The organism is Corallococcus sp. AB032C (assembly GCF_003668935.1).
In the GTDB taxonomy this organism is placed as follows: domain Bacteria; phylum Myxococcota; class Myxococcia; order Myxococcales; family Myxococcaceae; genus Corallococcus; species Corallococcus exiguus.
Genome location: NZ_RAWP01000040.1, coordinates 21,669 through 46,903, shown reverse-complemented (window position 1 = coordinate 46,903; position 25,235 = coordinate 21,669). Strand labels below are relative to the sequence as shown.

The following is a 25,235-nucleotide window of genomic DNA, read 5'->3' as shown; positions in this document are numbered from 1 at the left end:
CCCCCACGCGTGCAATACCCGACGGTGGATCAGGCCGCCCGGCGGGGACGGAGGGACTGCAATGCGCTCCATGGGCGAACGCCTTGCGCATACAGGCCCACCACGTACCCCACCACGAAGAGCAGCCCCGCCACCGCCAGTGGCAGCACCCGCCACAGGAAGCCCGCGGGCAGGTTCACCCACGTGTCGTGCACACCGGAGCGCAGCAGGAAGATGCTCCCGCCCGCCGCGAACGCCGCCAGCGACGCCTGCGCCAGCTCCCGCCACGGGATGACGTCCTTGAGCCCCAGCTTCCGCTCGGGCGTGGACAGCGCTCGGGGCACGCGGATGAGCAGCATGCCCTTGCCCACCACCTCCGCCAGCGCCCAGGACGCGATGCCGCCCATCATCCCGAAGTGCCTCACGCCGAACCACAGGAGCGGCACCGTCACGACTGCCTTGACCAGGTACGACGCGAAGATGGCTCGCGTCTGTCCCCGGGCCCGGAGCGTCCCGTCCATGGGCAGGATGGACAGCACCACGCCCAGCACGCTCACCCGGAAGATGGGGACCGCGGACAGGAACTTCTGGCCGAACATCGCCCCCACGAACTCCGGCGCCGCCGCGAAGAGGAACGCCGCGAACGGCAGGAACACGTACGCCAGCTTGCCGGCCGCCTCCCGGAAGGCCTCCACGCCCTCCTCCAGCCGGCCCTCGCGCTCCAGCTCGCCCAGGCGCACCATCAGCACCTCGCTGGTGGGCGTGTAGAGCAGGTCCACCACCGGCAGCTGGAAGCAGCCCACCCGGTAGAGCGCGTACACCGCCGGGGCCACCACGCCCGCCACCGCGTACATGTGCGCGTTCTGCTGGGGGATGGCCAGGCACATCGCAGCCCCGAAGGGCGCCGCGTACACCAGCTGCTCCTTGAACAGCTTCCAGTCCACCAGCGGCCCGGTGGACCCGCGCAGCGACACCACCCACGTGGCCACGTAGCGCAGGCCCGCGAAGCAGGCCACGGCGATCATCATCCCGTGCAGGGAGAAGCCCAACAGGGGCGGCAGCACCATCACGCCCGAGCGCACCGCGTCCGACGCCAGGTACACCACCGCGGACGCCTTCGTCTTCCCCTGGCTGGTGAGCGAAATCTCCAGCGGGTAGCTGCCCAGGAAGAACGCCGTGTAGAGCGCCAGCGCCGCGCGGTGCTCCATCAGCGCCGGGTTGTTGAAGTAGGCCGCCACGTGGCCCAGGAAGGCCCACACCAGGCCCGCCGCCACGACGCCCGCGCCCGTGACGAAGAGCAGCGCGTGGCCCAGGTACGGCCGCTTCGCCTCCGCCCGGGGCAGGAAGTAGTAGAGGCTCTGCGCCACGCCGAACGGCAGCACGTACGACAGCGTCGTGGCGATGAGGAACAGCTGGTAGTAGGTGCCGTACTCGTCCAGGCGAAGCACCCGGGCGAGCACGAGCGGAATGGACAGCGTCAGCCCGGCGGTGAACAACCGGGCCAACACCAACGGGCCGGCCCGCCCCAGGAACGACGGGGACGGGGCCGGCTTGGGTGACGCACTCACTGGAGCTCCTCCGGCTGCGCCGCCTCCGGGGCAAGGGCCACGTTCGGCGCCACCACGACCTGCGCACCCGTCACCGCGGCCGCAACCCGCGGGTCCGTCACGATCACCGGCGCTGTCACGTCCACGACTTCCACCGGCGTCACCCGGGCGAGCGCGGCCTCCGCGGCGGCCGCTTCCTGGACCAGCACGTTGGTGGTGCCGCTGACGGCTGAAGAGAGGATGTGCGGACGGTGGCCCAGCACCGGGTGGCTCATGCCCAGCACGCCGAAGCAGTCGTCGAACTGGCACACCGTGAGCGCCGACGAGTAGTCCCCCATCATCCCCAGGCTGAAGTTCTCCCACATCACCTTGCGCTTGAGGGCGAACGGGTCGCCGCCCACGCGGTTGGGCAGGTCCTCCGTGGTGACGCCCGAGCGGAAGCCGTTCTGCTTGAGCACGCGGATCATCTCATCCGAGTACCAGCCGTTGCAGTACGCGAAGTCCTTCACCTGGACGCCGACCTCGCGCTCGATGGTCTGCTTGGACTCGACGATCTCCTTCTCCACCACCGCCGTGGGCTCCAGCGTCAGCACCGTGTGGCCCAGCGTGTGCGCGCCGAACTCGAAGCCGTCGCGCGCCATCTGGCGCACCTCGTCCCAGTTCATCACGTCGCCCTGCTCGGGCATCAGGTCCGAGCCGCCGCCCAGCTGCTGCTCCAGCGCGTCGATGATGCCCGTGAGCACGCGCGTGGGGTGCTCGCCGATGAAGTCGTCCAGCGCCGCGGACGTCGTCTTCAGCCCGGAGAGGATGGGCCCCAAGAGCTGCACGGACGGGCCCGGCATGGTGGAGTAGTCCGGACGGAACCGGCGCTCCTGCACGCAGCGCAGCAGGTGGAACAGCCGGTCGTGGTTGAAGCGCTTGTCCGTGTTGATGAACGCGGTGGGCAGGTAGGTGATGGCCGGCACGCCCATCTGCTTCAGCACCGGGTACGCATACCGGTACACGTCGCGGTAGCCGTCATCGAACGTCACCACGAACAGGTCCTTCTTCGCGGTGCGGCGGCCCTCCATTACGTCCACCGCGTCGCCAATGCTCGCCAGCTCGAAGCCCGCCGCGTGCGCCTGCTCCAGGTGACGACGGAACGTCTCCTGGGAGATGAGCAGCCCCGGGATGGAGCGCTGCAGCTCCCCCGTGAAGTCGCTCACCACGCGGTGGTAGCTCACGATGAGGATGCGCCGGCCACCCGACTGCGAACGGCGGTACGCCGCCATCGCCTTGCGCGCCCCGCTGTAGTGGAGGAATCCCGCCGCCGCCGCCTTCGCCGCCCGCCGCAACACCCTGCCTGCCATCACGCCTCCCTCGCGGCTTTCGCCGTCTGCCCGCTCCCCCCAATGGAACGGGCCCCGCGCCGCCTGTGTGCATGCTGGATGCCAGGGCAGGAAGGTGGTGGAAATCACCCGTAAGCCCGGAAAACCCCGTGCCCCCGAGGGCAGGAACGCCCCTTTGGAGGTCGTACCTGGGTGTACCAGGGCAGTCGGGCGCCCACCCGTGGCGAAAACCTTTCAGTCCCCCGGCGAAAGCGGCGGAAGAAGCAGGCGTAAAATCTTCTTGTCCTCCGGCGGGCGACCCCAGGGGTTTCACTGGTGAACACGGGCTTTTAAGGCTACGAAACGGCCCGCCGATGCCCCCTCCCCCCTCTGGATCAGCACCCGCGCTCGCCCTCCATGACGTGAGCAAGCGCTATGGGCGACGGTGGGCGCTGGCGCGGCTCACCTACGCGCTGCCCGCCGGCCGTTCGCTGCTGCTCACCGGACACAACGGCTCCGGGAAGACGACACTGCTGCGCCTCGTCGCCACCGCGCTCGGGCCCACCGCGGGCCGCGTGGAGGTGCTGGGCCGGGACGCCGTGCAGGACCGTGAAGCCGTGCGCCGCGACGTGGCGCTCCTGTCCCACGCCAGCTTCCTCTACGAGGACCTGACCGCGCAGCAGAACCTGATGGTGCTGGGGCGCCTGTTGGGCGTGGACGCGCCGCAGGACGTCGCGGACGCGCTGCTCAACCGCGTGGGCCTCAACCGCCGCACGGACAGCCCGGTGCGAGGCTTCAGCGCGGGCATGCGCAAGCGCCTGGCCATCGCGCGACTGCTGATGAAGGCACCTGCCCTGGCGCTCCTGGACGAGCCCTTCGGTGAGCTGGACCCGGCGGGCATCCAGGACATGGAGGGCGTCATCGCGGAGCTGAAGGCGGGCGGAACCACGGTGGTGCTGGCCACGCACCTCATCGAACAGGGCCTCAGCCTGTGCGAGGAGCGGCTGCACCTGCAGGACGGCCGGGCGGTGGCGGCATGAGCCCCCCGAACGCGAAGCGCCGCCCGGGCCTGCTGACGACGACGCTCGTCCTGATGCGCAAGGACCTGCTCATCGAATGGCGCACCCGCGCGCGGCTCAACGCGCTGGTGTTCTTCGCCATGGCCACGCTGCTGCTCTTCTCCTTCGCGCTGGGCCCGGACACGAAGCTGCTGGAGCGCAACGCGGGCGGCTACCTGTGGCTGGCCATCCTCTTCGCCAGCGTGCTGTCCCTGGGCGAGTCCTTCCGCGTGGAGACGGAGAACGCCTGCCTGGACGGCGTGCGGCTGGCCCCGGCGGACGCGCGCGCCATCTTCCTGTCCAAGGCGCTGGGCAACGCCCTGCTGCTCCTGGCGCTGGCGGTGGTGCTGGTGCCGGTGATGGTGGCGCTCTACGGCGTGCGCATCGTCACCGGGGTCGGTGACCTGGCGGGCATCCTGGTGCTGGGCAGCATGGCGCTCAGCGCTCCGGGGACCGTGTACGCGGCCATCTCCAGCAATGCCCGGGCCCGGGATGTGCTGCTGCCTCTGCTATTGTTCCCGCTCGTCATCCCAGCCCTCCTCTCCGCCGCCAAGGGCACCACGCTCGTACTGCAGGGTGACCCGATGCAGCAGTTGGGCTCATGGCAGGGGCTTCTGCTGGGGTTCAATCTGATTTACTGGGGCGTGGGCTTCTTGCTGTTTCCCCGGGTCATCGAGGACTGAAGATGAACAAGTTCGTCAAGTTTGGCCTGCCGGCGGTGACGCTGGCGCTGCTGGGCGCGGGCTGGTGGCTGGGCCTTGCGTGGGCGCCGCCGGACCGGGAGATGGGCGAAGTGCAGCGCATCATGTACGTCCACGTGCCGCTCCAGTGGATGGCCATGATGGCCATGTTCATCAACTTCGTGGCCGCGGTGACGTACCTGCTGCGCCAGTCGTGGAAGACGGACGCGATGGCGGAGGCCTCGGCGGAAATCGGCCTGCTCTTCGGCACGCTGGGCATGATTACGGGCTCCATCTGGGGCCGCCCCACCTGGGGCGTGTACTGGTCCTGGGACCCGCGCCTGACGTCGGAGGCCATCCTGCTGGTGTCCTACACGGGATACCTGGTGCTGCGGCGCTTCGTCGAAGACCCGGAGAAGCGCGCGGTGTGGAGCGCGGTGGTGGCCATCATCGGGGCCATCAACCTGCCCATCGTGTGGTTCTCCGTGCGCTGGTGGCGCAGCCTCCATCAGGTGCAGTCCAGCCCCAAGACGGTGGACCCGCAGATGGTGCTGCCCCTGCGCGTGTCGGCGTTCGGCATGCTGGCGCTGCTCATCGTCTTCATGGTGCACCGCTACCGCATCGCGCTCGCGGAGCGGCAGGCGGAGGTGGCGCTGCCGGAGGCGCTGCCCTCGGATGACCCCGCGCAGCGCGCGACCCATTCCTCGAAGGTGGCCTGAACATGACCTCGCTGACGTCGCTGATGCTGCTGGCCCAGGTGGGCAGCGGCCGTGTCCAGGGTGGTTGGGGGTACGTAGGCGCCTGCTACGGCATCTCCGTGGCCGCCTTCGTGCTCTACTCGGTGTCCCTCTGGGCGCGCCGTCCCCGCGCCGCTGCCGATTCGAAGGAGTGAGCCCATGACGCCCGTCAACCGCAACCGTCTCATCGCGCTGGGAGCCCTGCTCTTCGCCGGCGCCGGCCTAGGCTTCATCGCCTTCGGCAACATCGGGGACAACCTCGTCTACTACTGGAGCCCGTCGGAGCTGATCTCCAACGGGGACAAGGCCTACACGGCCACCATCCGCCTGGGCGGCGTGGTGCAGCCGGGCAGCATCCAGTGGAACGAGGGCCACACCACGCTGGACTTCCGCGTGGCGGACGGCCCGGACGCGGACGCGAAGAGCGTGCACGTGCGCTCGCTGGAGACGCCCCCGCAGATGTTCCGCGAGAAGATTGGCGTCGTGGTGGAGGGCACCTACGACAAGTCCGGCGTCTTCACGTCCAACCGGCTGATGGTGAACCACTCCAACGAGTACCGCGCGCCCAAGGAAGGCGAGGAGCCGCGCAAGTGGCAGGACACGCTGGCTGAAGGCGCCACCACCGCGACCGCGACGCCGCCGGGGGCGCCGTGAACGGAATGCTGGGCTATGGGCTGGTCCTCGCGGGCCTGGCCTTCGCCGCGTTCGGCGCCATCCTGGGACTGGTGGGCGGCATGCGCCGCAACGACGCCAGCTACCCCTGGGTGCTGCGCGCGGTGTGGGGCTTCGCCGCGTGCATGGTCGGCAGCAACCTGGTGATGGTGGAAGCGCTCATCAACCACGACTTCAGCGTGAAGTACGTGGCCCAGGTGGGCAGCCGCGCGACGCCGCTCATCTACACCATCGTGTCGCTGTGGAGCGCGCTGGAAGGATCCATCCTCTTCTGGGGCCTCATCATGGGCGTGTACCTGGCGGCGTTCGCCTGGGTGCACCGCAAGGAGCACGCGCGCTACATGCAGCTGGCGCTGGGCACCATGCTGGCCGTGGGCGTCTTCTTCGCCTTCCTCATCGCGGGCCCCGCCAACCCCTGGGGCGCCGTGTCGCCGGTGCCGGCGGACGGTCCAGGCCCGAACCCGCTGCTGCAGAACCACTTCCTGATGATCATCCACCCGCCCATGCTCTACGCGGGCTACGTGGGCATGACGGTGCCGTTCGGCGTCGCCGTGGCGGGCCTGCTGCGCGGGGAGATTGGTGAAGCGTGGATGGCGCCCCTGCGGCGCTGGACGCTCATCGCGTGGATGTTCCTCACGCTGGGCATCGTGCTGGGCTCGTGGTGGGCGTACGCCGTGCTGGGCTGGGGCGGTTACTGGGCGTGGGACCCGGTGGAGAACGCGTCGTTCCTGCCGTGGCTGACCGCGACGGCGTTCATGCACTCCACCATGGTGCAGGAGCGCAAGCGGATGCTGAAGCTGTGGACGCTGAGCCTCGCGCTGGCGTCGTTCGTGCTCACCATCCTGGGCACGTTCATGACCCGCTCCGGCATCTTCAACTCGGTGCACTCGTTCACCCAGTCGGACATCGGGCCCACGTTCCTCGTGTTCATCGCCATCCTGCTGGTGGTGTGCATTGGCCTGCTGGCCACGCGCGGCCACCTGCTGGCGCCGGAGGGCCGGCTCTCGTCGCTGATGTCGCGCGAGGCGAGCATCCTGGTGAACAACCTGGTGTTCGTGGCCATCACCTTCACGGTGCTGCTGGGCACGCTCTACCCGCTGGTGTCGGAGGCCGTGCGCGGCATCCGCGTGAGCGTGGGCGAGCCGTACTTCAACAAGATGGCGGTGCCGGGCGGCATCGCGGTGCTCTTCCTCATGGGCGTGGGCCCGGTGCTGCCGTGGGGCACGCCGGACAAGGCCACGCTGCGCCGGCAGTTCCTCATCCCCGCGGCGGTGGGCGTGGTCATCACCATCGCCTGCTACGCGGCGGGGCTGCGCGGCGTGTATCCGCTGCTCACGTTCGGCCTGGCGGGCTTCGTCACCGTCGTCACCCTGCGCGAGCTGGCGGTGCCGGTGCGCGTGCGCATGACCGAGCGCAAGGAGGGCTTCGTCACGGCGCTGACCACCGCGACGAGCAAGTCGCGCCGGCGCTTCGGCGGCTACGTGGTGCACCTGGGCATCGTGCTCATCATCGTCGCCGTGGCGGCCTCCAGCGCGTACGTGAAGCACACGTCCGGCACGCTGAAGAAGGACGGCACCCTGACGCTGGACGGCTACCAGCTGAAGTACGTGGGCCTGTCCAGCGGCGAGGAGCCGCACCGCACCTTCGTCGCCGCGCGCCTGGAGGTGACGGCGCCCAACGGCGACGTGACGGAGCTGCGCCCGCGCATGAACTACTACGAGCGGAGCACGGACCCCGTGGGCACGCCCGCGGTGCGTGAGTCGCCGAAGGAGGACCTGTACATCTCGCTGATGGCCTTCAGCGAGACGACGGGCACGGCGAGCTTCAACGTCTGGGTGTTCCCGCTGGTGGGATGGATCTGGTACAGCCTGCCACTGCTGATGCTGGGCACGCTCATTGCCGTATGGCCTTCGCGCCGGGCGGCGGCGCTGCGCGCGGACGCAGCGCCGGTGGGCGCGTCGCCTCCCCTGCCGGGCACGGACGCCGAGCGGGGTGCGGCATGAAGCGCTGGCGGCTTCCGCTGGTGTTCTCCGCGGTGGGGGCGGCGCTGCTCTTCGTCCTCTTCCAGGGCTTCGGGCGGGACCCGCACGAGGTGCCCTTCATGCTGAAGGGCGCGGCCGCGCCGGACTTCACGCTCAAGCCGCTGGACGGGGGCGATGCCGTGAAGATGGCGGACCTGAAGGGCCGCCCGGTGGTCATCAACTTCTGGGCGTCGTGGTGCGGGCCCTGCAAGTACGAGCACCCGGTGCTCGAGTGGGGCGCGCGCGAACTGGGCTCCCAGGCCGTGTTCATGGGCGTCGTCTTCGAGGACACGGAGCCCAACGCGCGCGACTTCCTGCGCCGCATGGGCGCGAGCTTCCCGCAGCTGATGGATGAGCGCTCGCGCATGGCGGTGGACTACGGCGTCGCGGGCGTGCCGGAGACGTACTTCATCGACGCGCAGGGCATCATCCGCGGCAAGCACGTGGGTCCCATCGACCCGAAGACGCTGGCCACCCGGGTGCAGGAGCTGACCCAGCCCGCGGCCCGTCCGACCGCGGAAGCCGCGCGTCAGAACTGAGTCAACTTGCGCCCGCTCGGAAGGCAGGCACCCGGGAGCCCGAGAGGGAGTCCCGGGGCCGCCTCGCGGGAGGCCTGGAATCCGTAGTAAGTCCCATCTGTCGGCGTCGTTCGCGAGGGCTTCCCCCGGCCCCTGCTCCAGCGAGGTGGGCTTCCCATGCAGTGCCCCGAGTGCGGTGAAAGCGCGGCGGACGTCCGCCTGACGTACTGCGAGAACTGCGGCGCGAAGATGCCCGCGCGTCCCGCGCCCCCGCCCCGCGCCAGCAGCGCCAGGAGCAACCGCCCCAGCCGCCCCATGACCGAGCCGGCCTATGCGGCGGAGATCCTGGACGAGGAGGAGGAAGCCCGGCGGCAGGGCAGCGGCGCTCCACCCCCGCGCGGCTCCAAGGCACAGCCTCCGCCGGAAGACGCGTACGAGGACGAGGATCCGTACACGGGCCCCCGCTGGCTGAAGGACGTGCCGGGCCACTCGCAGAGCGTGTTGGGCGTGGGGCTGGTGGCGTTCTCGCTGGTGCTGTCCATCCTGCCGTTCTTCCCCAGCGTGGGCGTGCTGGGGACCTTGCTGTCGCTGGTGGGCTGCGTGGCGCTCGTCGCGCGGGAGCTGCGCCGCGACGGCAACGCGCCCGGCTGGGTGGAATCCGTGCCGCTGGTGCTGATGCGGCCGGAGATCCCCGCCGCGTTCACGCTGCTGCTGGTGGCGCTGTCCGTGCGGCTGCTGTCCGGCTTCAACCTGCTCTTCCCCATCTGGGCGGCGGGGACGGCGCTCATCGCCGTGGAGCAGTACAAGCTGGTCATCGCGGAGCCGGACGGCGTGGCGCGCGACTTCGACCTGCGCTCGCTCCTGGGCCTCCCCCGGGTGGTGGCGCTGGCGGGCGTGGCGGTGTGCGTGGTGGCGCTCTTCCTGTCGTGGGGCAAGGTGATGGCGGACGGCTCGGCGCTGCCGGACAACGCGCCGGTGCCGGGCGGCGTACGCAGCGTGCCGGCCGAGCTGCGCGTGATTCCCACCACGCGTCCCTCGGACGACTCGCTCTACAGCGCGGGGGGCGGCGTCGCGTCGCGCTCGGGCTGGGACCTGCCGCTGTCGGAGCTGCCGCTGCTGGCGCTCCTGTCGCTGCTCGTGCTCGCGGCGCTGCGGCCGGACGTGGAGCGCCCGGCCTTCCTGCGGTGGGTGCCGGTGGGCGCGGTGAGCGTGAGCCTGCTCTGGGCGCTCGCGGGGGTGAAGCTCGCGGTGGGCCCCATCGCGTTCCTCCTGGGCCTGGGGGCGGTGGGCTTCCATGCCGTGCGCCACGCGCTGGGCCGCGACGAGCCGGCCGAGTTCCTGCCGCCGGAGGATGACCCGTACGACCCGGACCAGGACCTGGAGACCGAGCCCGACTCGGGCTACCGGGGCTAGGCCGCTGGCTTCAGTCGGAAGGGCTGCCCGGGCGGCGGGCGTGCGGCCCAGGATTCCGTGTGCAATACCCGTCAGGGGGCGGTAGTTAGGGACGGCCCCCGCTGGAGCCCTCGATGAATGCCGTCCTCGTCTCGTTGACCCTCGCCCTGAGCCTTGCCACGGGGCAGTTCGCGCCGCAGCAGGCCGCGAGTGAGCCTCTCGCGCCAGCCCAGGAGGTGCGGGTGCAGCAGCTGGCGAAGAAGCTGCGCTGCGCGGTGTGCCAGGGCCTGTCGGTGGCGGACAGCCCGTCGTCCATGGCGCGCGCGCAGCTGGACAAGGTGCGCGAGCTGGTCTCCGACGGAAAGACGGACACCGAAATCGTCGACTACTTCGTGGCGCGCTACGGCGAGTGGGTGTTGCTGGAGCCGCGCGCGGAGGGCTTCAACTGGTTCGTGTGGCTGGGGCCCGTCGCGCTGGTGCTGGGCGGCCTCTTCGTCATCCTGAAGCAGCGTCAGCCATTGCCCCAAGGCGCCGCGCCCGCGGAAGCCGCGCCGGTCCCCTCCCCTTCCACACCCGCGCCGTCCACGGACGAAGCGGACCCCTACCTCCAGGCCGTGCGCCGGGAGCTGGAGCGCTAAGCCATGCAGCCCGAGCCCACCAACTGGTTGCCCGGAATCATCGTCCTCTCGGTCGCCTTCGTGCTGGCGGCCGCGTGGCTCCTCTACATGAAGATGAAGACGGGGAGCGCGCTGCCGGACACGACTGCGAAGGCGGACGGCACGGCGGACGACCTGGCGCAGCGCGCGCAGTCGCTCATCGAGCAGCTGCGCACGCTGGAGGCGGAGAAGCACCACTTCACCGCGGAGCACTACACGGCGGAGAAGGCGCGCTTGGAGAAGGAAGCCGCCGCGGCGCTGCGCGCGAAGGACGAGCACCAGAAGCGGCAGGCGGCGGGAGTGAAGGCGCCCGCGCGCAACGTGCCGGCGCCCTCGGGTTGGGCGTCGCGCAACCCGCAGATGGTGGGCGCGCTGTGGGGTGCGGGCGTGGTGGTCTTCTTCGGAGGGCTGGGCTACCTGCTCGTGTCGGAGCAGAAGCCGCGTGAGGAAGGCCAGATGGGCACGGGCGTGACGCCGCCGGGCATGGCCCAGCAGCAGATGCAGCAGATGCCCGAGGTGAACGACGAGCTGGAGCAGGCGCGTCAGCGGCTGGCGTCGAACCCGGGCGACGTGGAGGCCGCGTCGATGCTGAGCCACGAGCTCATCCGTCAGCAGCAGTTCGACGAAGCGCTGAAGGTGACGCTGAAGGGCCTGGCGGTGGATCCGTTCAACGTGGAGCTGCGGGTGCACCGGGGCGTGCTGCGCGCGGCGTCGCAGGGCGACCTCCAGGGCGCGGAGCAGGAGCTGACGGAGCTGGTGGACACGTGGCCGGACGCGCAGGAGGCGCTCATCTTCCTGGGCAGCCTGTCGCTGCGCCGGGGCGACAAGGCCGGAGCGCTGGAGCATTTCGAACGCTTCACGGTGGAAGTGCCCAAGAACATGCAGCCGCCGCAGCTGGCCCCCGCCATCGCCCAGCTGCGCGAGCAGGTCGCGCAGCAGTAGCCAGTCACCCCAATCCGCGGATGGGCGCGCCGTCGAGGAACGCCCGGATGTCCTCCACGGCTTCACGGAAGTACGTCGTGTAGTTCCCCTGGGACACGTATCCCAGGTGCGGCGTCGCGAGCAGGTTCGGCAGCGTCCGCAGCACGTCGTCCGCGGGCACCGGCTCTGTTTCAAAGACATCCACCGCCGCGCCCGCGATGACACCCTGCTGGAGCGCTTCAACGAGCGCGGCCTGATCCACGATGGCCGCGCGCGACGTGTTGATGAGGTACGCCGAGGGCCGCATCCTCGCGAGCTCCGAGCGCCCCACCAGCCCCCGCGAACGCTCCCCCAACACCAGGTGGATGGACACGAAGTCGCTCGTCTCCAGGAGCGCCTCCTTCGACGCGGCCCGCGTCAGGCCCACCTCCGCAGCCCTCGCATCCGTGAGGTTCGGACTCCACGCGACCACGTCCATCCCGAACGCCGCACCCACGCGGGCCACCCGGCTCCCAATCTTCCCCAGGCCCAGGAGCCCCAGCCGCTTCCCGTGCAGGTCCACGCCCACGGAGTGCTGCCACGGGCCGCCCTGCCGGAACGCGGTGCTCTCCCCCACCACGTTCCTGGCGAGCGCCAATATCAACGCCCACGTCAGCTCCACCGGAGGCTCGGTCGCGCTCGCCGTCCCGCACACCGTCACGCCGCGCGCGGTGGCCGCGGCCACGTCGATGGACGCATTCCGCATCCCCGTCGTCACCAGCAACCGCAGCCGTGGCAGTCGCTCGAGGAGCGCCTTCGGAAACGGCGTGCGCTCCCGCATGACGACGAGCAGGTCGAACAGCGACAGCGCCGCGACCAACTCCTCCTCATCGGAGAAGTGCTCGCGGAACACCGTCACCTCGACCTGTCGGCTCACGGAAGACCAATCCGCGAGCCGCGTTGAAACACCCTGATAGTCATCCAGGACGGCGCAGCGCAGCTTCTCCATGGCACCCGCCAGGATCCGCCACGCCGCCACCGGGCGTCAATGCACCGCGGCCTTCCGCCGACGGAACCGGCGCACCTTCTCCACCAGTTCATCCGACAGCACACCCTTCACCGCGTTGCGCGTCTGACGGGCCCACTCCTCGGTGCGAGTGAACCACGTGCCCGCGAAGCCCGCGCCGTGCGCGCGCAGGGACACCGTCTGGCGCTGCTTCGTCACCCAGTCGGACTTGTACGTCTCCGTGCCTCGCAGGAAGTCGTACTCCGTCAGGCCCATGTCGATGGCGTCCTTGAACGTCTCGCCCACGAGCACCAGTCCCACGCTGCGGTTGCGCCACGCCGGGTCATACCCGGACTGGAAGTACACGAACGTCTGGCCATGCAGGATGCCGTACACGGACGCCACCGCCTGGCCGCCCACCTTCATCGTGTACATCCGCAGCCGGCCCCGCTCCGCCAGCCACTGCGTCGCGTCCCGGTGGAACGCCTCCACCCCGGCGCCCTTGATGCCCTGCGAACCGCCATCCGAGGACCAGCGCATTGCATGCAGCCGGAAGAAGTCCGTCATCGGCCCGGCCAGCTCGCCCGGCGCGTCCGTGCGCTCGATGCGGTAGCCGTCCTGCTTCTCCAGCCACTTGCGCCGGCGCAGGTAGTTGTCCCGGCGGCCCGTGCGCTTGAGGAACGCATCGAACGGCTCGCCCGGCACCAGCGCCTCGTACGGGCACACGTAGCGCTCCGTCACGCGCACGTCGCCAAACACCTCGCGCGCCACGCCGAGCGTCGTCGACCCCTCGCGCAGGTCCGTCAAGTCCAGCACGTCCCACTCGTCGCGCAGCCCCTGGAGCACGTTGAAGAACGCCCGTGCCACCTCCGCCTCACGGCCCTTGCGCGCCACCACGTCCAGGTAGTCGCTGCCCACGTGCGTCTCACCCAGGAAGCCCAGGCGCCGCACGCGCATGCCGTTCACCCAGCGGTGCTCCAAGCCCAGCGGCAACAGGCCCACCAGCGTGCCCAGCCTGTCCCGAGCCGTCAGCACCAGCGGCCGCACGTCAGGCGAGATGCGCCTGCACCACGGATACAGCCACTCCCACGCGTTGAACGGACCGGCCGTGCTCGCGTCCAGCAGCGCGTTCCACTCCGCCCGCATCCCCGCCAGCTGCGAGGCACTGCCCACCGCCGCCACGTCCAGCCGCGGCGCCAACCTGGGCCCCGACGTCAACTCGTCTTCGCGGATCACCGCGTCACCCTGATGCCTTTCCCGTAGCAATGCCCCGGCCCCCGGGGGCGATTGCAACCCGGGAGCCAGCTCCTGTTCCCTCACGACGCGCGCTTGCTCGGCTGGCGCGCGGACTTCAGCGCCTCCCGGACCGCGTCCGCCACCTGCCCCATGACTTCCGGCGACAGGTCCTGGTGGCACGGAATCTCCAGAATCGTGCGCCGCAGCTGCGCGACCTCCGGGAACTCCGACGGGTCGCACGCGGGATGGAAGCGCTTCCAGAAGTCGATGGCGTCGATGCCCTTCTCCCGCAGCTTCGCCAGCAGCAGCTCCTTGTCCTGCACCACCATCGGGTAGAACAGCGGGCTGACGCCCGCGGGCAGCTGGTTGAAGAGCGGCGGCGACACGTCGCGCAGCCGGCCCAGCAGGAGGAAGTAGTTGCGGCGGCGCGCCTCGACGATGGACTCCAGGTCCTGCGCCAGGGCAATCCGCTTCGTCAGCGGGCTCATGCCCAGGTCCACGTGCCGCCGGTCGAAGTGCTGCGTGCCCGTGGCCACCCGCTCGATGCTCGCCGCCTTCACCGTGCCGTGCCCCACCGAGCGCACCAGGCCGCGCAGCCCCCGGCCCACCGCCCCGCCGCGCAGCTCCAGGTTCTGCAGCAGCGCGGACACGGTGTGGCTGAAGGTGGACGCCAAGGGCGGCGAGGGCGGCTCCGGCAGGCTGTACGAACGCTTGCCATTGACGACCAGCGCACCTCCATTGGGTACCGGAAGGGTCTTGTAGAGGCAGAAGATGCCCACGTCGCCCGTGGTGCCCAGCGGCGTCGCGCCGTCCGACGACAGCAGCGACAGCGCACAGTCTTCAATCAGCGGGATGCCGTGCTCGTCCGCCAGCTTGCGCATGGCGTCCACCGGCCCCGGGAAGCCCGCATAGTGGATGAGGTAGAGCGCGCGCGTCTTCGGCGTAATCCGCTTCGCCACGTCCGCCACGTCCACGTCCCAGCGGCTGCCCACGCGGTAGAAGCGCGGAATGGCGCCCGCGTCCACCACCGCCTCCACCTCCACGCCGTGGTGGTAGGAGGGCATCAGCACCTCGCCGCCGTCCAGGCGCAGCATCTTGATGGTCAGCCAGACGGCGTTGCGCGCGAAGTAGAAGTACCGCGCGTTGGGAGACGAGAACGGCGGCAGCGCCCCCGGACGCGGCGGGGCCATCAGCATGCCCGGCCACAGCGTGGGCAGGGACGGCACGAACATCTTGTCGGTCGTCTTCACTTCTTCCATCGCGCCACCACCTCTTTCGCCGCCGGTACCCACCGGAACTTCGCCGCGCACAGGGCCCGGCCGAAGGCGGTGTCATTGAACACATAGAGCCAGGTGTGCCGCCGGACTTGATCCGTCCAGTCGCGCTTCCACACCATGTCCGGCCCCAGGAAATCGAACTCGGTGAGCCCCCGGTCCAGACAGTCCGCCAGCACCTCCTCCATCAGGAGCTGCCCCGGGCTGCATTCCTTCAGGGACTCGTCGTAGCCGGGCTTCAGCAGGAAGTAGCGCCCGCCGAACTCCAGGCCGTACTGGAACGCCACCGCGCGCCCATCCACGCGCAGGAAGTACAGCGCCAGCCGCTTGCGGTAGGCCGAGTCCCGCGCCAGCTCCGTGTAGAAGCCGCGCGTCTTCGCGTCCTGCGCCATGGCCGTGCCATTCGCGCCCTTCCAGCCGCTCTGCTCCAGCAGCAGCCCTTCCTCCAGCGTGCCCTCCAGGTCCAGCCCGCCAGAGATGCGCTCGAAGGTGACCTTCCCCCGCTCCTCCAGCTTGCGGCGCCGGCGGCGGCAGTTGGCCTTGAACTTGGACGGCAGCTTCGCGAAGTACGCGTCCTTCTTCGCGGGCAGCGGCACGTAGGGCGACTGCAATGACTCCCACTCGCCCACCGGCAGCCCGCCCTGCTTCGCGGCCTCCATCAGGCGGAAGCCAGCGCCGCCGTCCGGCACGTCCGTCAGCCGCAGCACATCCCAGCCGCCCGTCTCGCGCAGGTGCGAGAGGAAGGCCTGGGCCGCGGCATCCGGCTCCCGCGCCAGCATGTCGAAGCGGCAGGAGTGCGCGTTGGCCGCGGAGGTGAGCTGGCGCACGGGCACGCCGTACATCGACGTGCGCTCCTCCACCAGCGGCAGCGCGGCGGTGAGCGTTCCGTCCTCGCCGCGCAGCAGCAGCACGCGCATGCGCGCCCCGGCGGCGAAGTTGTCCAGCCACAGCCGCAGGAACTCATGCCGGTAGAACAGCTCGTGGGAGGTCGTCTCCACGAGCTGGTTCCACTCGGCTTCCAGGGACATGAAGTCCGCCCGGTCGTTGACTTCCACGACCTGGTGAGAGGCGGTCGATAGTTGAATGGCTTCCATGTGAGCGGGCCCCAAGGTGGTGATGGCCAATGCGGCCTACAACCCGCTGCGCGCCATCTTCAGCAGGCAGGCAGCGACCTTGCGGCTGTCGTGTCGGATCTTGGAACCTTCCTTGAGGAGGTCCGCCTGCACCGGAATCACGCCGGAGGACAGCAGCTCCCGCGTCTCCGCCGTGACCATGAAGGAGCCCTTGCGCGCATAGCGCTGGATGGCATCCTCATTGGGCGCCCGGCCGTTGACGAGCACCGCGTCCAGCACCGGCCCCACGTGGTCGATGACGGCCTGCACGTGGTCCAGGCAGTTCATGCCGTCCGTCTCACCCGGCTGGGTCATCAGGTTGGCCACCATGACCTTCAGCGCGCGCGTCTCCTTCAGCGCCTGGGCCACGCCGTCCACCAGCAGGTTGGGCAGCACGCTCGAGTACAGCGACCCCGGCCCGATGGCGATGAGGTCCGCCGAATAGATGGCCTCCAGCAGGCCGTCCACCGGCGGCGGAGAGCGGGGGCTGAGCGACACGCGGCGCACCCGGCCATGGGCGCGGCAGATATTGCGCTCGCCCACCACCTCCGTGTCGTCATGCATCTGGGCCACCAGCTGCACCGACGCGAGCGTGCTGGGCAGCACCTGGCCCTGCGCGCCCAACAGCTCCCCGGACAGCCGCACCGCCTCCAGGAAGTCGCCCTTCAGCTCCGCGAGCGCGGCGATGAGCAGGTTGCCCACCGCGTGGCCGGCGAGGCCCTTCGCGCCGCCGAAGCGGTACTGAAACACGTCCTTCAGCGCGCTCTTGCCACCCGCGAGCGCCACCAGGCAGTTGCGGATGTCGCCCGGGGGCAGCGCGCCATGCTGGCGGCGCAGGCGGCCAGAGCTGCCGCCGTCGTCGCTCATCGCCACGACCGCGGTGATGTCCACGCCTGGCTGGCCGCCCTTGGGAGCCGCCCGGCGAGACAGCCCCCTGAGCACCATGGGCAGGCCCGTACCGCCGCCCATCGCGACGATGCGCGTGGGACGGTTCTTCGGCGCCTGCAGCAGTTCGTTGCGCTCCACGGCCTGCTGCTTGTTGCGCGCGTCGTCCTGGTTCCACTGCTCTGAGAACGGTGCGTCCACGTCCATGCCCACCATGTTCCGACCCCCTCGCCCATCCCAATCCATGGCTCTCCACCCTTGGCATCCCGGCCTCCCCCGACAACCGGAGGCCGCGGACGGTCATCAACGCCTACTACTGAACCGAGCTACCGAGCACCCCGCCCCAGCAACACGTGCCGGACGGTGTGAAAGATGATGCCGACATCGAGGAACAGCGACCCGTTCTTCACGTAGTACAGGTCGAACTCCAGCTTGTTGCGCGCGTCCTCCACCGAAGCGCCGTAGGGGTAGCGGATCTGCGCCCACCCCGTGATGCCCGGCTTCACCGCCTCGCGCACGCCGTAGAACGGAATCTGCTGCTTGAGCTGCTCGGTGAACACCGGGCGCTCCGGACGAGGCCCCACGAAGCTCATGTGGCCCAGCAGCACGTTGAACACCTGCGGAATCTCGTCGATGCGCGTCTTGCGGATGAACTTGCCCACCCGCGTGACGCGGTCGTCGTTGGAGCGCGCCCACACCGCGCCGTTCTTCTCCGCGTCGGTGCGCATGCTGCGGAACTTCCAGAGCGGATACGCCCCGCCGCCCAGGCCCACGCGGTCCTGCTGGTAGAAGACGGGGCCCTTGGAGTCCAGCTTGATGGCCAGCGCCACCAGGATGAGGAAGGGCGAAGCCATCAGCAGGAGCAGCGACGCCACCGCCACGTCGAACACGCGCTTGAAGGCCCTGCGCAGCGGCGACACCGTCATCTCATCCGCGAAGGCGAAGTCACTCGCTCGCAGGAACTGCACCGGGATGCGGCGCAGCACGCGCTCGCAGAAGCCCGCCGCGTCGTACACCCGCCGCCCGTCCAGCCGGCAGCGCAGCAGCGAGTCCACCCAGTTGGCACCGCGCATGTCATCCGCGGCCTGCACCACGTAGGAGGCGTTGAGCCGAGCCGCCATCGCGTCCAGCGGCTCCTCCACCTTGCGCGGGTCCACCAGGGCCACCACGCGGAAGGAACCCTCGCCGCCGTCTTCAATGGCGCTCGCCACCGCGCGGGCCTTGAGGCCATCACCGACGACGAGCACCGCGTCGGGCTCACCCACCAGCGCCCGGATGGAGACGCGCACCACCAGGGTGCCGGCCAGGGCGCCCATCGCGCCACCCAGCAGCGTGCCCGGAGGCAGCACCACCGGCAGGGCCAGCGGCAGGAGCAGCATCACCCCGCCCGCCACCATCGCGGTGACGCCCGCGGCCTTGAGGAAGCGGTAGCCGCGCGTCCGGTCCTCGGCCGCGATGCGCAAGTCATACAGGTCCAACAGGTACAGCGTGAACTGGAAGGTGACGACGAAGGCCAGGCCCAGTCCCACCAGCGTCGGCCACAGCGTAGCGAACGGAGGCTGGGAGCCCAGGGGCGCGAAGAGGGCCGCGCAGGCCGCGGCACCCGCGACACAGGCCAGCGCGATCGCCGAGGACTCGGCGAGGAAGAACGTCAGTTTCTTGGCTGAAAAATAGTGGTGGAAAACGCGAAGCACGTGACTCCTCCAACCCCAACCCGCCGCCGCTCCAGGCCCCCCGCCCATCACACCTCATCGGTGCGAGGAGCGGGTCGGGCCACGAATCACTTCAACTCGACAACCGACTGCTACTTCTTCACGTAGTTCTTCAGGTACGGGGTCGCGTTCACTTCCGCCCCGTTGAGCACGCAGCCCACCAGCGCCGCGCCCGCCAGCTGCTCCACCGCCTGGTTCACCACCTTGGAGGGGGTGACGTTGGCGCGGATGACCATCAGCACGCCGTCCATCTGGTGGCCCAGGATGGCCGCGTCCGCGAACGGCAGCGTGGGCGGCAGGTCCACGTACACCTCGTCGAAGCCCTCACGCACCGCCTTGAGGAACTGCTTCATGCGGGCGCTGGCCAGCACCTGGGTGCTCTCCTCCGGCGTGGAGCCGGCGGGGATGACCGCCAGCCGCGTGGAGTTGAAGCGGCGCACCACGTCGCGCACGTCGCACTCACCGGCCAGCAGCTCCGCCAGGCCCACCTTGTTGCGCATGCCCAGCGTGGGGGCCACCTGCCCCCGGCGAAGGTCCGCGTCCACCAGCAGGATGCGGCGCTCCGGGTTCGCCCGGGCGGCGGCCAGGGCCAGGTTCACGCTCGTCACCGTCTTGCCCTCGCCGGGCATCGCGGAGGTGAGCGCCACCACCTTCATCGGACGCTGCTCGCGCATCCGCTCCAGGCGGTAATACAGGGTGCGGTACTGCTCGGCGGCCGCGGAAGCAGGGGCCGTGAGCGTCACCACCCGGCGGTCCACCGCGTTCGAGGAAGCCGCGCTCTCATCCACGCGGGGGAGGAAGTTCCCGGCCCGCTCCATCGTCGAATCCATCTGAGTTCTCCAATCCTTTCCGTAGGGGGTCGGCAATTAGTTCAGGGAAGTAGGCGAGGAGACGCTGTTCTTGCTCCCAGCCATCGGCATCAGAATCCGCTTCTCCGTCTTGCCTTGCATGTTCGGGACCACCGCCAGTACAGGGAGCGTGATGCGCTCGCGGACCTCGGAGCCATCGCGCAGGCTGTCGTCGCGCATCTCCAGGACGGTGCCAGTCAGGACACCCAGCGACAGGGCCACCAGGGCGGCGATAAGCAGCCCCGTCATGCGGTCAGGGCGAGCAGGCGAGGAAGGCACCCCGGCGGGCGAGATGACGTTGAACAGGCTCTTGGCGCTCTTGGCCTCCAGCTCCTGGGCGATCTCCGCCTCCACCTTGCGGCTCACCACGCTCTGGTACTTGGTGCGGGAGATTTCGTAGTCCCGGTTCATGACCGCCAGCTCCTGGGCCCAGCGCGGGGTGTTGTTCAGCCGCGCCTGGTACGCCTCGGCCTGCTTCTGGAGGTCCACGATGTCCTTCTGCACGTTGGTGATGAGCGTGGACACGCGGGTGCGCTCGTTGCGCTCGGCGAACATGCGGCCCTCGGCGTCCTTGCGCTGGGAGCTGATGTCACCCAGCTCACGCTCCATCCGCTTCACTTCCGGGTGATCCGGCGTCCACTGCGTCTTGGCCTGCGTGAGGGTGCGGGACAGGCCGCTCTCCGTGGCCTCCAGGCGGCCGGCCTCGCTGTCCGCGGCGTTGCGAGCGCGGGCCAGGTCGGAGCGGCGTGCTTCGGCGGTGCGCAGCTCCTCGGACTTCATCTGCAGCTGGGCGCCAATGCGCTCCAGGCCGCGCATGTTCATCTCCATCTGCTCGGGCAGCTCGCCCAGGTGGTCTACCTTGAACTTGGAGATCTTCGTCTCCCAGGAGGACACGGCCTTGCCCATGGCGACCATCTCCTCGGTGAAGAGGTCGGTGGCGCGGGCCGCCTGCGTCTGGCGGATCTTCAGCGTCTCCTCGGAGAAGATGGCCGGCAGGCGGTTGGCCACCTGCGCCACCACCTGCGGGTCGCGGCCCGCGTAGGTGAGCTCGAAGGCCGTCTCACCCTCGACGCGCACGGTGAGGTCCTTGCGCATCTGCTCCACCGCCGCCTCGATGCCCTTATCGGACACGAGCTCCGGGTAGAGGTTCATCTCCTCGATGGCCTTCTGCAGCACCGGCCGCGCCAGCAACTCCTGGCGGACGGTGACGAGCCGCTGCTCGATGAGCTCGCTCACCGTGCGCTGGACCATCTCCTCGCCAGGGCGCTGCGGCTCCACACGCACCACCACGGACGCTTCATAAATGCTCGGCCGGGTCATCACGATGGCCGCACCCAACACGAAGATTGCTGCAGCGATCGCCCCCACCAGGGCCTTGCGGCGCCACAGCGCCGAAAGCAACTGGTCCGCCGTCATCCCACGCTCCATGATCCGCTCCTCCATCCTCGTAGCTCTCAAAGGTTGCCTACCAAGCTGTCATGACCAGACGGAGGGCGAACACGTTGCGTGTCAGGTCCCCCGCCCCAGCGACATCCGCCGCACCCACCTGCGCGATGCGGTCGAACGCGCCCTGCAGCGCCAGCTTCCGGCTCAGCCGGTACTCGACGCCTCCACCCACCGCATAGCCCTGCGACACGTTCGTGGTGTTTCGCCACTCCGTGTAGTTCTCACCGGGCGCCGTGCCGTTCCGGAAGAAGCTGGCCGCCCCGAAGGCCGACAGCTTCTGCGTGAAACGATGCGCCCCCATCACCGACGCGTAATCCGCCCACACCGCGCCGGAAAAACCGCTCGCGCCCACCAGGTCGTGGCCCACCGCGAAGCCGAAGTCACTGCGTTCGCCCTCGCGCACCAGCTCCACCGCCACGCGGGGCATCCACCCGCCGCGCGTCGCGTCCGCAGGCAGGTAGCGCACCGGCCCGCCCCGGACGGTGAGCGTGATGGGCCGCGTCAGCCGGTAGCGCAAGGCCGCGGAAGCGCCGTGCGCCTGGCTGTAGTCCTGGTCGTACAGGAAGCCCTGGTAACGGTACTCAGCGCCCAAGGACAGCCGGCGCGTGGTGCGGTACCACAGCTCCACGGACGGGGTGTGCGCGTAGCCCGCCACCCGTCCCGGCTCGATGATGCGCGTCGCCTCGAACATGTAGTTGCCGCGCACGTCCAGCCGCTCCGACACGCGCCCCGTGAGCCCCACCTTCGTCTGTGCATAGAAGGTGGGCGCCGTGGAGCGCGCCAGGCCGTCACGCGGCAGCGACGTGGGGTCGGTGACGCGGAACACCCGCGCGCTGGCGTCCAGCCGCAGCCGCCGGGACAGCACGTCCCGGAAGCCCACGCCCGCGCGGTGGTCCACCGTCGTCGTCCCGGAGCCGTGCCGCGCCAGGAGGTCCGTGGCGTAGAAGGACTCGAGCGTCAGCTGCTCGTTCTTCACGTCCAGGCCCAGCCGCGGGGACAGCTTCGTCATGAACTGCCCGTTGGTGCCAGTCCCGCCCAGACGGATGTCGTTGTCGAAGCGCTCCTCCGCCGTGAGGCGGAGCCGAGGCTCCAGGATGGTGGCCGCCTGCGCGGCCGGCGCGGCGATGAGACAGCCTGCAATCACTGCCCGCTTCCAGTTGCCCCTCACCGCCGCCCTCCCGTCCTGACCCACGCCCACGCCCATGTTCGCTGCTTCCCGATGTCTGTCTTTGATGGCTTCGCGTCCGTCCCGCTTCACGGGACGACGACGGTGTCACCCGGCCGCAGGATGACGCTCTCGCCGTCGGGGGAGACCAGGTCGCTGTAGCGCACCGGAATCTGCCCGCCCTTGCCGTCCGTGCGGATGACGACGATGCCGTCGGAGTTGGCGAAGTCCGTGAAGCCGCCGGCCAGCGCGATGGCCTGCAGCAGGGACACGCGGCCGCGCAGCGGGTAGGCGCCCGGGTGGGCCACTTCGCCCGTGACGAAGACGCGGCTGCTGTTGACCTCGCGGACGATGACCGTCACGCGCGGCTCCTGCACGTAGGGCGTGAGGCCCGAACTGAGCGCCTCCGCCAGCTCCGTGGGCGTCTTGCCCGCGGCCTGAATCTCACCCACCATCGGAATGGAGATGAAGCCGTCGGGGCGCACCGGCACCGTGCGCGACAGCTCCTGATCGCGCCACACGCTCACGTCGAGCACGTCCTCACGGCCGATGCGGTACGGCTGATCCGCGTTGTCGACCTTCAGCGTCTGCTGGTGAGCACAACCCGACAGGAGGAGCATCCCCATCACCGTCCAGAACCCCGTGCGCCGCATTCCCATCTTCCGCTCTCCTTCGTTCACTGATGTTCCGTGCTAGCCACCGTTCACACGCCCTGAAGGGCCGGGTGGTTCGCTTCTGGCGGAGGCTCTTAGCAGCGCGTGTGCCAGCGGCTGGGGGGAGGGAAAACCCTTGGAATGCAGTGGGTTACGGCGTGCCACATCAGGCGCACATGGGCGCAACCGGGAAAAATTCCGGTCCTACCCCGGTGTTCGCCCCTGTGCTTTCTGCCGATCGCTTCCACAGGGTGGAAGAGGATTGCCCAACGTGAGCCCCGTACCTTCCACGCCCTTTCGGGCTCCCCTTGGGACCCCTGAGCCAGGGCCCTGGCACGGGACTTGATAAGGGATTGGGCGTCGGACAGCGGTAGTGGTTCAGGGGTCCAATTCAGTCCAGAGGGGGACATCGGATGGGCAAGGTGGCAGGGGCGGTGGGGGTGGTGTTCATGCTCGGAACCAGCATCGTGGGTCTGATGGGGGCCTCTCTGGGCAACGGCGTCGAAGCGGGCGTGCTGGGCATGGTCGGCCTGGCCCTGTACGGCGGCAGCTCGCTCTTGAGCGGCAGGGCGGCGGAGCCCGCGGGCGTCGCGAAGCAGGCGTAGCGCCACAAGCCAGCGCTGACTGAAGCGCTGTAGGAAGCACAGGGCCTTCGGGCCGGATCAGCGAAGTGGGGAGCCAGGCTTCCCCCGCTGCCGGCCCGTGGGCCCTTGTCGTATCCGGGCCCTGCCCTCCCCTTCACTTCAAGGCTGACGAGGCTCGGCTTCCGGAGAGTGGGAGGCCTGCGCGTCCGGCAGCGCGCGCGGCTCCTGGACGGAGGCTCGCGGCGGCACCTCCTGCTCCGGCAGCGGCTGCTGTGCGGTGCCCTGCGATTCCTGGCGGCGCAGGCGCACGGCCCGGCTCCACAGAGCGATGCCAGCCCACACGCCCAGGAGCGCGGCCGGCACGGCCACGACATGGGGCCAGTAGAGCGCCACGCCCGCGAGGGCCAGCGGCACCACGCCCGCGCCGAAGACGACCTTGGATTCGGTGCGGCCCAGCTCGCGGTGGTTGGTGACGGCGGCGCCCACGGTGTTGCCCAGGCGCACCGCGCCCGCGGCCGCTCGGCTCATGCTGCCCCGCCGGCCGCGAGTGCCACGCTGTGCACGCGGCAGCGGAGGCGCGGCGATCATGCGACGCGCCCTTCCACTGAGCACCACCTCCGTCGCGTGCTCCAGGTCCTGGAGGTACATGTCCTCCATGCACCGGGCGAAGGGGGCGTCCTCCACGGCGACGTCGATTTCGGAGTTACCCAGCCAGCTGGCGGGGTTGAGGTTGGACGAACCGACGCGCGCCCAGGTGCCATCCGCCACCGCCGTCTTGGCGTGGAGCATGGTGCCATTCCATTCATAGACGCGGATGCCGGCCTCCAGCAGGGGGCGGTAGCCGGCCTGGGTGAGCGGGCGCAGCGCGGGGATGTCACTGCTGCCGGGCACGAGCAGCCGCACGTCCACGCCGTCGCGCGACGCGGCCCGCAGCGCCTGCACATAGGTGGCGGTGCCCACGAAGTACGCGTCGGTGAGCCACAGCCGCGTGCGCGCGAGCGAAGCGATGAGCTGGTCCACGCGGAAGAGGCCCGCGCTCCAGGGCACGCCGGCCACCACGCGAAGGGACACGTCACCCATGGGCTGGGAGGCGCGAGCGGACAGGCAGCCCTCTTCATCTAGAGGAGGGCCCACGGTGCTCCACCCCTGGGCGAAGGCGCGCACCAGGTCCGCCACTGCGGGGCCGCGAATCTCCAGGCCGGTGTCGCGCCAGGGGGCCACGCCCTTCTGCTCGTCGCCCACCCACTTGTGGCTCACGCACAGGCCGGAGACGAAGCCCACCTCGCCGTCCACGGTGAGCGTCTTGCGGTGGTTGCGGCCCAGCCACGCCAGGGGCCGGTCGAACTGGAAGGGATTGAAGCAGCGCACCTCCACGCCCGCGTCGCGCAGGGTGCGCCAGTAGTGGCGGGACGCGGTGCCCTGGCAGCCCAACCAGTCATAGAGGACGCGGACCTGCACGCCGTCGCGAGCGCGGGCGGCCAGCGCGTCCGCGAAGGCACGGCCCACATCGTCATCTTCAATGATGTAGTTCTCGAAGAGGACGGAGCGCTGGGCCTGCTGGATGGCGCGCAGCCACGCGGGGTAGTTCTCGCGAGCGTCGCGCAGCAGGTGCACGTCGTTGCCCGGCACGAGCGGTGCGCCCGCGGCGCGAGAGAAGACCTGTTCGGCGAGGTTGTGCTGCCGGCCGCTGATGCCCGATGACTTCACGATGCCCACGGCGTGTCTCCTCGGGAAATCGGGGCGCGCCCGAAGGCTCTGGGTGAGGTGCGGTCCCCTCGGGACGGTCGCAAGGGCTTCGCGTGAACGGATTCCAGCGCGCTCGCGGCAGCGTCGAGGGCCTGTCTGCC

General features: G+C 69.9%; 24 protein-coding genes. 11 read left to right on the top strand and 13 right to left on the bottom strand.

Features of this window, described 5'->3' with window-relative positions; all coding sequences use genetic code 11:
• Positions 1-29 precede the first annotated feature (29 nt).
• Positions 30-1,547 carry a lipopolysaccharide biosynthesis protein gene (locus D7X99_RS19405; protein ID WP_121779072.1) on the bottom strand — a complete coding sequence of 506 codons (1,518 nt, stop codon included), beginning with the start codon at positions 1,545-1,547 and terminating at the stop codon, positions 30-32.
• A complete protein-coding gene (exoL, locus tag D7X99_RS19400; protein ID WP_306414462.1) occupies positions 1,544-2,797 on the bottom strand; it encodes a spore coat polysaccharide deacetylase ExoL in 1,254 nt (417 codons plus the stop codon). Before exoL ends, D7X99_RS19405 begins: the two co-directional genes overlap by 4 nt.
• Positions 2,798-3,207: 410 nt before the next feature.
• On the opposite strand from exoL, the gene ccmA reads away from it, so the two are divergent.
• From ccmA to D7X99_RS19355, 10 genes are all read left to right on the top strand, one after another.
• Positions 3,208-3,873, top strand: coding sequence for a heme ABC exporter ATP-binding protein CcmA (gene ccmA / locus D7X99_RS19395; protein WP_120596000.1), 666 nt, complete (start codon positions 3,208-3,210; stop codon positions 3,871-3,873).
• Positions 3,870-4,574 (top strand): heme exporter protein CcmB, encoded by a 705-nt coding sequence (locus tag D7X99_RS19390; protein WP_120595999.1) that lies wholly within the window; start codon positions 3,870-3,872, stop codon positions 4,572-4,574. Before ccmA ends, D7X99_RS19390 begins: the two co-directional genes overlap by 4 nt.
• A gap of 2 nt (positions 4,575-4,576) precedes the next feature.
• Positions 4,577-5,290: a cytochrome c biogenesis protein CcsA gene (gene ccsA / locus D7X99_RS19385; protein ID WP_120595998.1), complete on the top strand. Its 714-nt coding sequence runs from the start codon at positions 4,577-4,579 to the stop codon at positions 5,288-5,290.
• A 2-nt stretch (positions 5,291-5,292) separates the two neighbouring features.
• A complete protein-coding gene (locus D7X99_RS43165) occupies positions 5,293-5,463 on the top strand; it encodes a hypothetical protein (RefSeq protein ID WP_167548723.1) in 171 nt (56 codons plus the stop codon).
• Positions 5,464-5,467: 4 nt separating this feature from the next.
• Positions 5,468-5,962, top strand: coding sequence for a cytochrome c maturation protein CcmE (locus D7X99_RS19380; RefSeq protein WP_120620874.1), 495 nt, complete (start codon positions 5,468-5,470; stop codon positions 5,960-5,962).
• A complete protein-coding gene (locus tag D7X99_RS19375; RefSeq protein ID WP_121779070.1) occupies positions 5,959-7,983 on the top strand; it encodes a heme lyase CcmF/NrfE family subunit in 2,025 nt (674 codons plus the stop codon). Before D7X99_RS19380 ends, D7X99_RS19375 begins: the two co-directional genes overlap by 4 nt.
• A complete protein-coding gene (locus D7X99_RS19370) occupies positions 7,980-8,540 on the top strand; it encodes a redoxin domain-containing protein (RefSeq protein ID WP_121779069.1) in 561 nt (186 codons plus the stop codon). The genes D7X99_RS19375 and D7X99_RS19370 overlap by 4 nt, the downstream gene beginning before the upstream one ends.
• A gap of 156 nt (positions 8,541-8,696) precedes the next feature.
• On the top strand, positions 8,697-9,932 hold the full coding sequence (locus D7X99_RS19365) for a zinc ribbon domain-containing protein (protein ID WP_147476187.1): 1,236 nt from the start codon (positions 8,697-8,699) through the stop codon (positions 9,930-9,932).
• 113 nt (positions 9,933-10,045) lie between these two features.
• Positions 10,046-10,549, top strand: coding sequence for a cytochrome c-type biogenesis protein (locus D7X99_RS19360; protein WP_121779067.1), 504 nt, complete (start codon positions 10,046-10,048; stop codon positions 10,547-10,549).
• 3 nt (positions 10,550-10,552) lie between these two features.
• Complete coding sequence (locus D7X99_RS19355; RefSeq protein WP_121779066.1) at positions 10,553-11,509, top strand: tetratricopeptide repeat protein; 957 nt, start codon at positions 10,553-10,555, stop codon at positions 11,507-11,509.
• A gap of 4 nt (positions 11,510-11,513) precedes the next feature.
• Here D7X99_RS19355 and D7X99_RS19350 read toward each other — a convergent pair whose 3' ends face one another.
• From D7X99_RS19350 to D7X99_RS19305, 10 genes are all read right to left on the bottom strand, one after another.
• The gene (locus tag D7X99_RS19350; protein WP_121779095.1) at positions 11,514-12,476 is read right to left on the bottom strand and encodes a D-2-hydroxyacid dehydrogenase family protein; all 963 of its coding nucleotides are present in this window, start codon (positions 12,474-12,476) and stop codon (positions 11,514-11,516) included.
• A gap of 36 nt (positions 12,477-12,512) precedes the next feature.
• Positions 12,513-13,709, bottom strand: a complete 1,197-nt coding sequence (locus tag D7X99_RS19345; protein ID WP_121779065.1) for a GNAT family N-acetyltransferase — start codon at positions 13,707-13,709, stop codon at positions 12,513-12,515.
• Between the two features lie 80 nt (positions 13,710-13,789).
• Complete coding sequence (locus tag D7X99_RS19340) at positions 13,790-14,968, bottom strand: DegT/DnrJ/EryC1/StrS family aminotransferase (protein ID WP_199756353.1); 1,179 nt, start codon at positions 14,966-14,968, stop codon at positions 13,790-13,792.
• Positions 14,956-16,077 carry a GNAT family N-acetyltransferase gene (locus tag D7X99_RS19335; RefSeq protein ID WP_121779094.1) on the bottom strand — a complete coding sequence of 374 codons (1,122 nt, stop codon included), beginning with the start codon at positions 16,075-16,077 and terminating at the stop codon, positions 14,956-14,958. Before D7X99_RS19335 ends, D7X99_RS19340 begins: the two co-directional genes overlap by 13 nt.
• A gap of 36 nt (positions 16,078-16,113) precedes the next feature.
• Positions 16,114-17,196, bottom strand: coding sequence for a gluconeogenesis factor YvcK family protein (gene yvcK / locus D7X99_RS19330; protein ID WP_121779063.1), 1,083 nt, complete (start codon positions 17,194-17,196; stop codon positions 16,114-16,116).
• Between the two features lie 110 nt (positions 17,197-17,306).
• Positions 17,307-18,674 (bottom strand): polyisoprenyl-phosphate hexose-1-phosphate transferase ExoE, encoded by a 1,368-nt coding sequence (gene exoE, locus D7X99_RS19325; RefSeq protein WP_121779062.1) that lies wholly within the window; start codon positions 18,672-18,674, stop codon positions 17,307-17,309.
• Positions 18,675-18,784: 110 nt separating this feature from the next.
• Positions 18,785-19,522, bottom strand: a complete 738-nt coding sequence (locus D7X99_RS19320; protein ID WP_120564433.1) for a CpsD/CapB family tyrosine-protein kinase — start codon at positions 19,520-19,522, stop codon at positions 18,785-18,787.
• A gap of 36 nt (positions 19,523-19,558) precedes the next feature.
• Positions 19,559-20,968 carry a Wzz/FepE/Etk N-terminal domain-containing protein gene (locus D7X99_RS19315; RefSeq protein WP_121779093.1) on the bottom strand — a complete coding sequence of 470 codons (1,410 nt, stop codon included), beginning with the start codon at positions 20,966-20,968 and terminating at the stop codon, positions 19,559-19,561.
• 37 nt (positions 20,969-21,005) lie between these two features.
• The gene (locus D7X99_RS19310) at positions 21,006-22,190 is read right to left on the bottom strand and encodes a hypothetical protein (protein ID WP_121779061.1); all 1,185 of its coding nucleotides are present in this window, start codon (positions 22,188-22,190) and stop codon (positions 21,006-21,008) included.
• 50 nt (positions 22,191-22,240) lie between these two features.
• On the bottom strand, positions 22,241-22,810 hold the full coding sequence (locus D7X99_RS19305; RefSeq protein ID WP_121779060.1) for a polysaccharide biosynthesis/export family protein: 570 nt from the start codon (positions 22,808-22,810) through the stop codon (positions 22,241-22,243).
• A 407-nt stretch (positions 22,811-23,217) separates the two neighbouring features.
• Here D7X99_RS19305 and D7X99_RS19300 point away from each other — a divergent pair, with 407 nt between their 5' ends.
• Positions 23,218-23,409: a hypothetical protein gene (locus tag D7X99_RS19300; RefSeq protein WP_120578558.1), complete on the top strand. Its 192-nt coding sequence runs from the start codon at positions 23,218-23,220 to the stop codon at positions 23,407-23,409.
• Between the two features lie 138 nt (positions 23,410-23,547).
• On the opposite strand, the gene D7X99_RS19295 is transcribed toward D7X99_RS19300, so the two are convergent.
• The gene (locus D7X99_RS19295; protein ID WP_121779059.1) at positions 23,548-25,104 is read right to left on the bottom strand and encodes a phosphatidylserine/phosphatidylglycerophosphate/cardiolipin synthase family protein; all 1,557 of its coding nucleotides are present in this window, start codon (positions 25,102-25,104) and stop codon (positions 23,548-23,550) included.
• Positions 25,105-25,235: the final 131 nt, after the last annotated feature.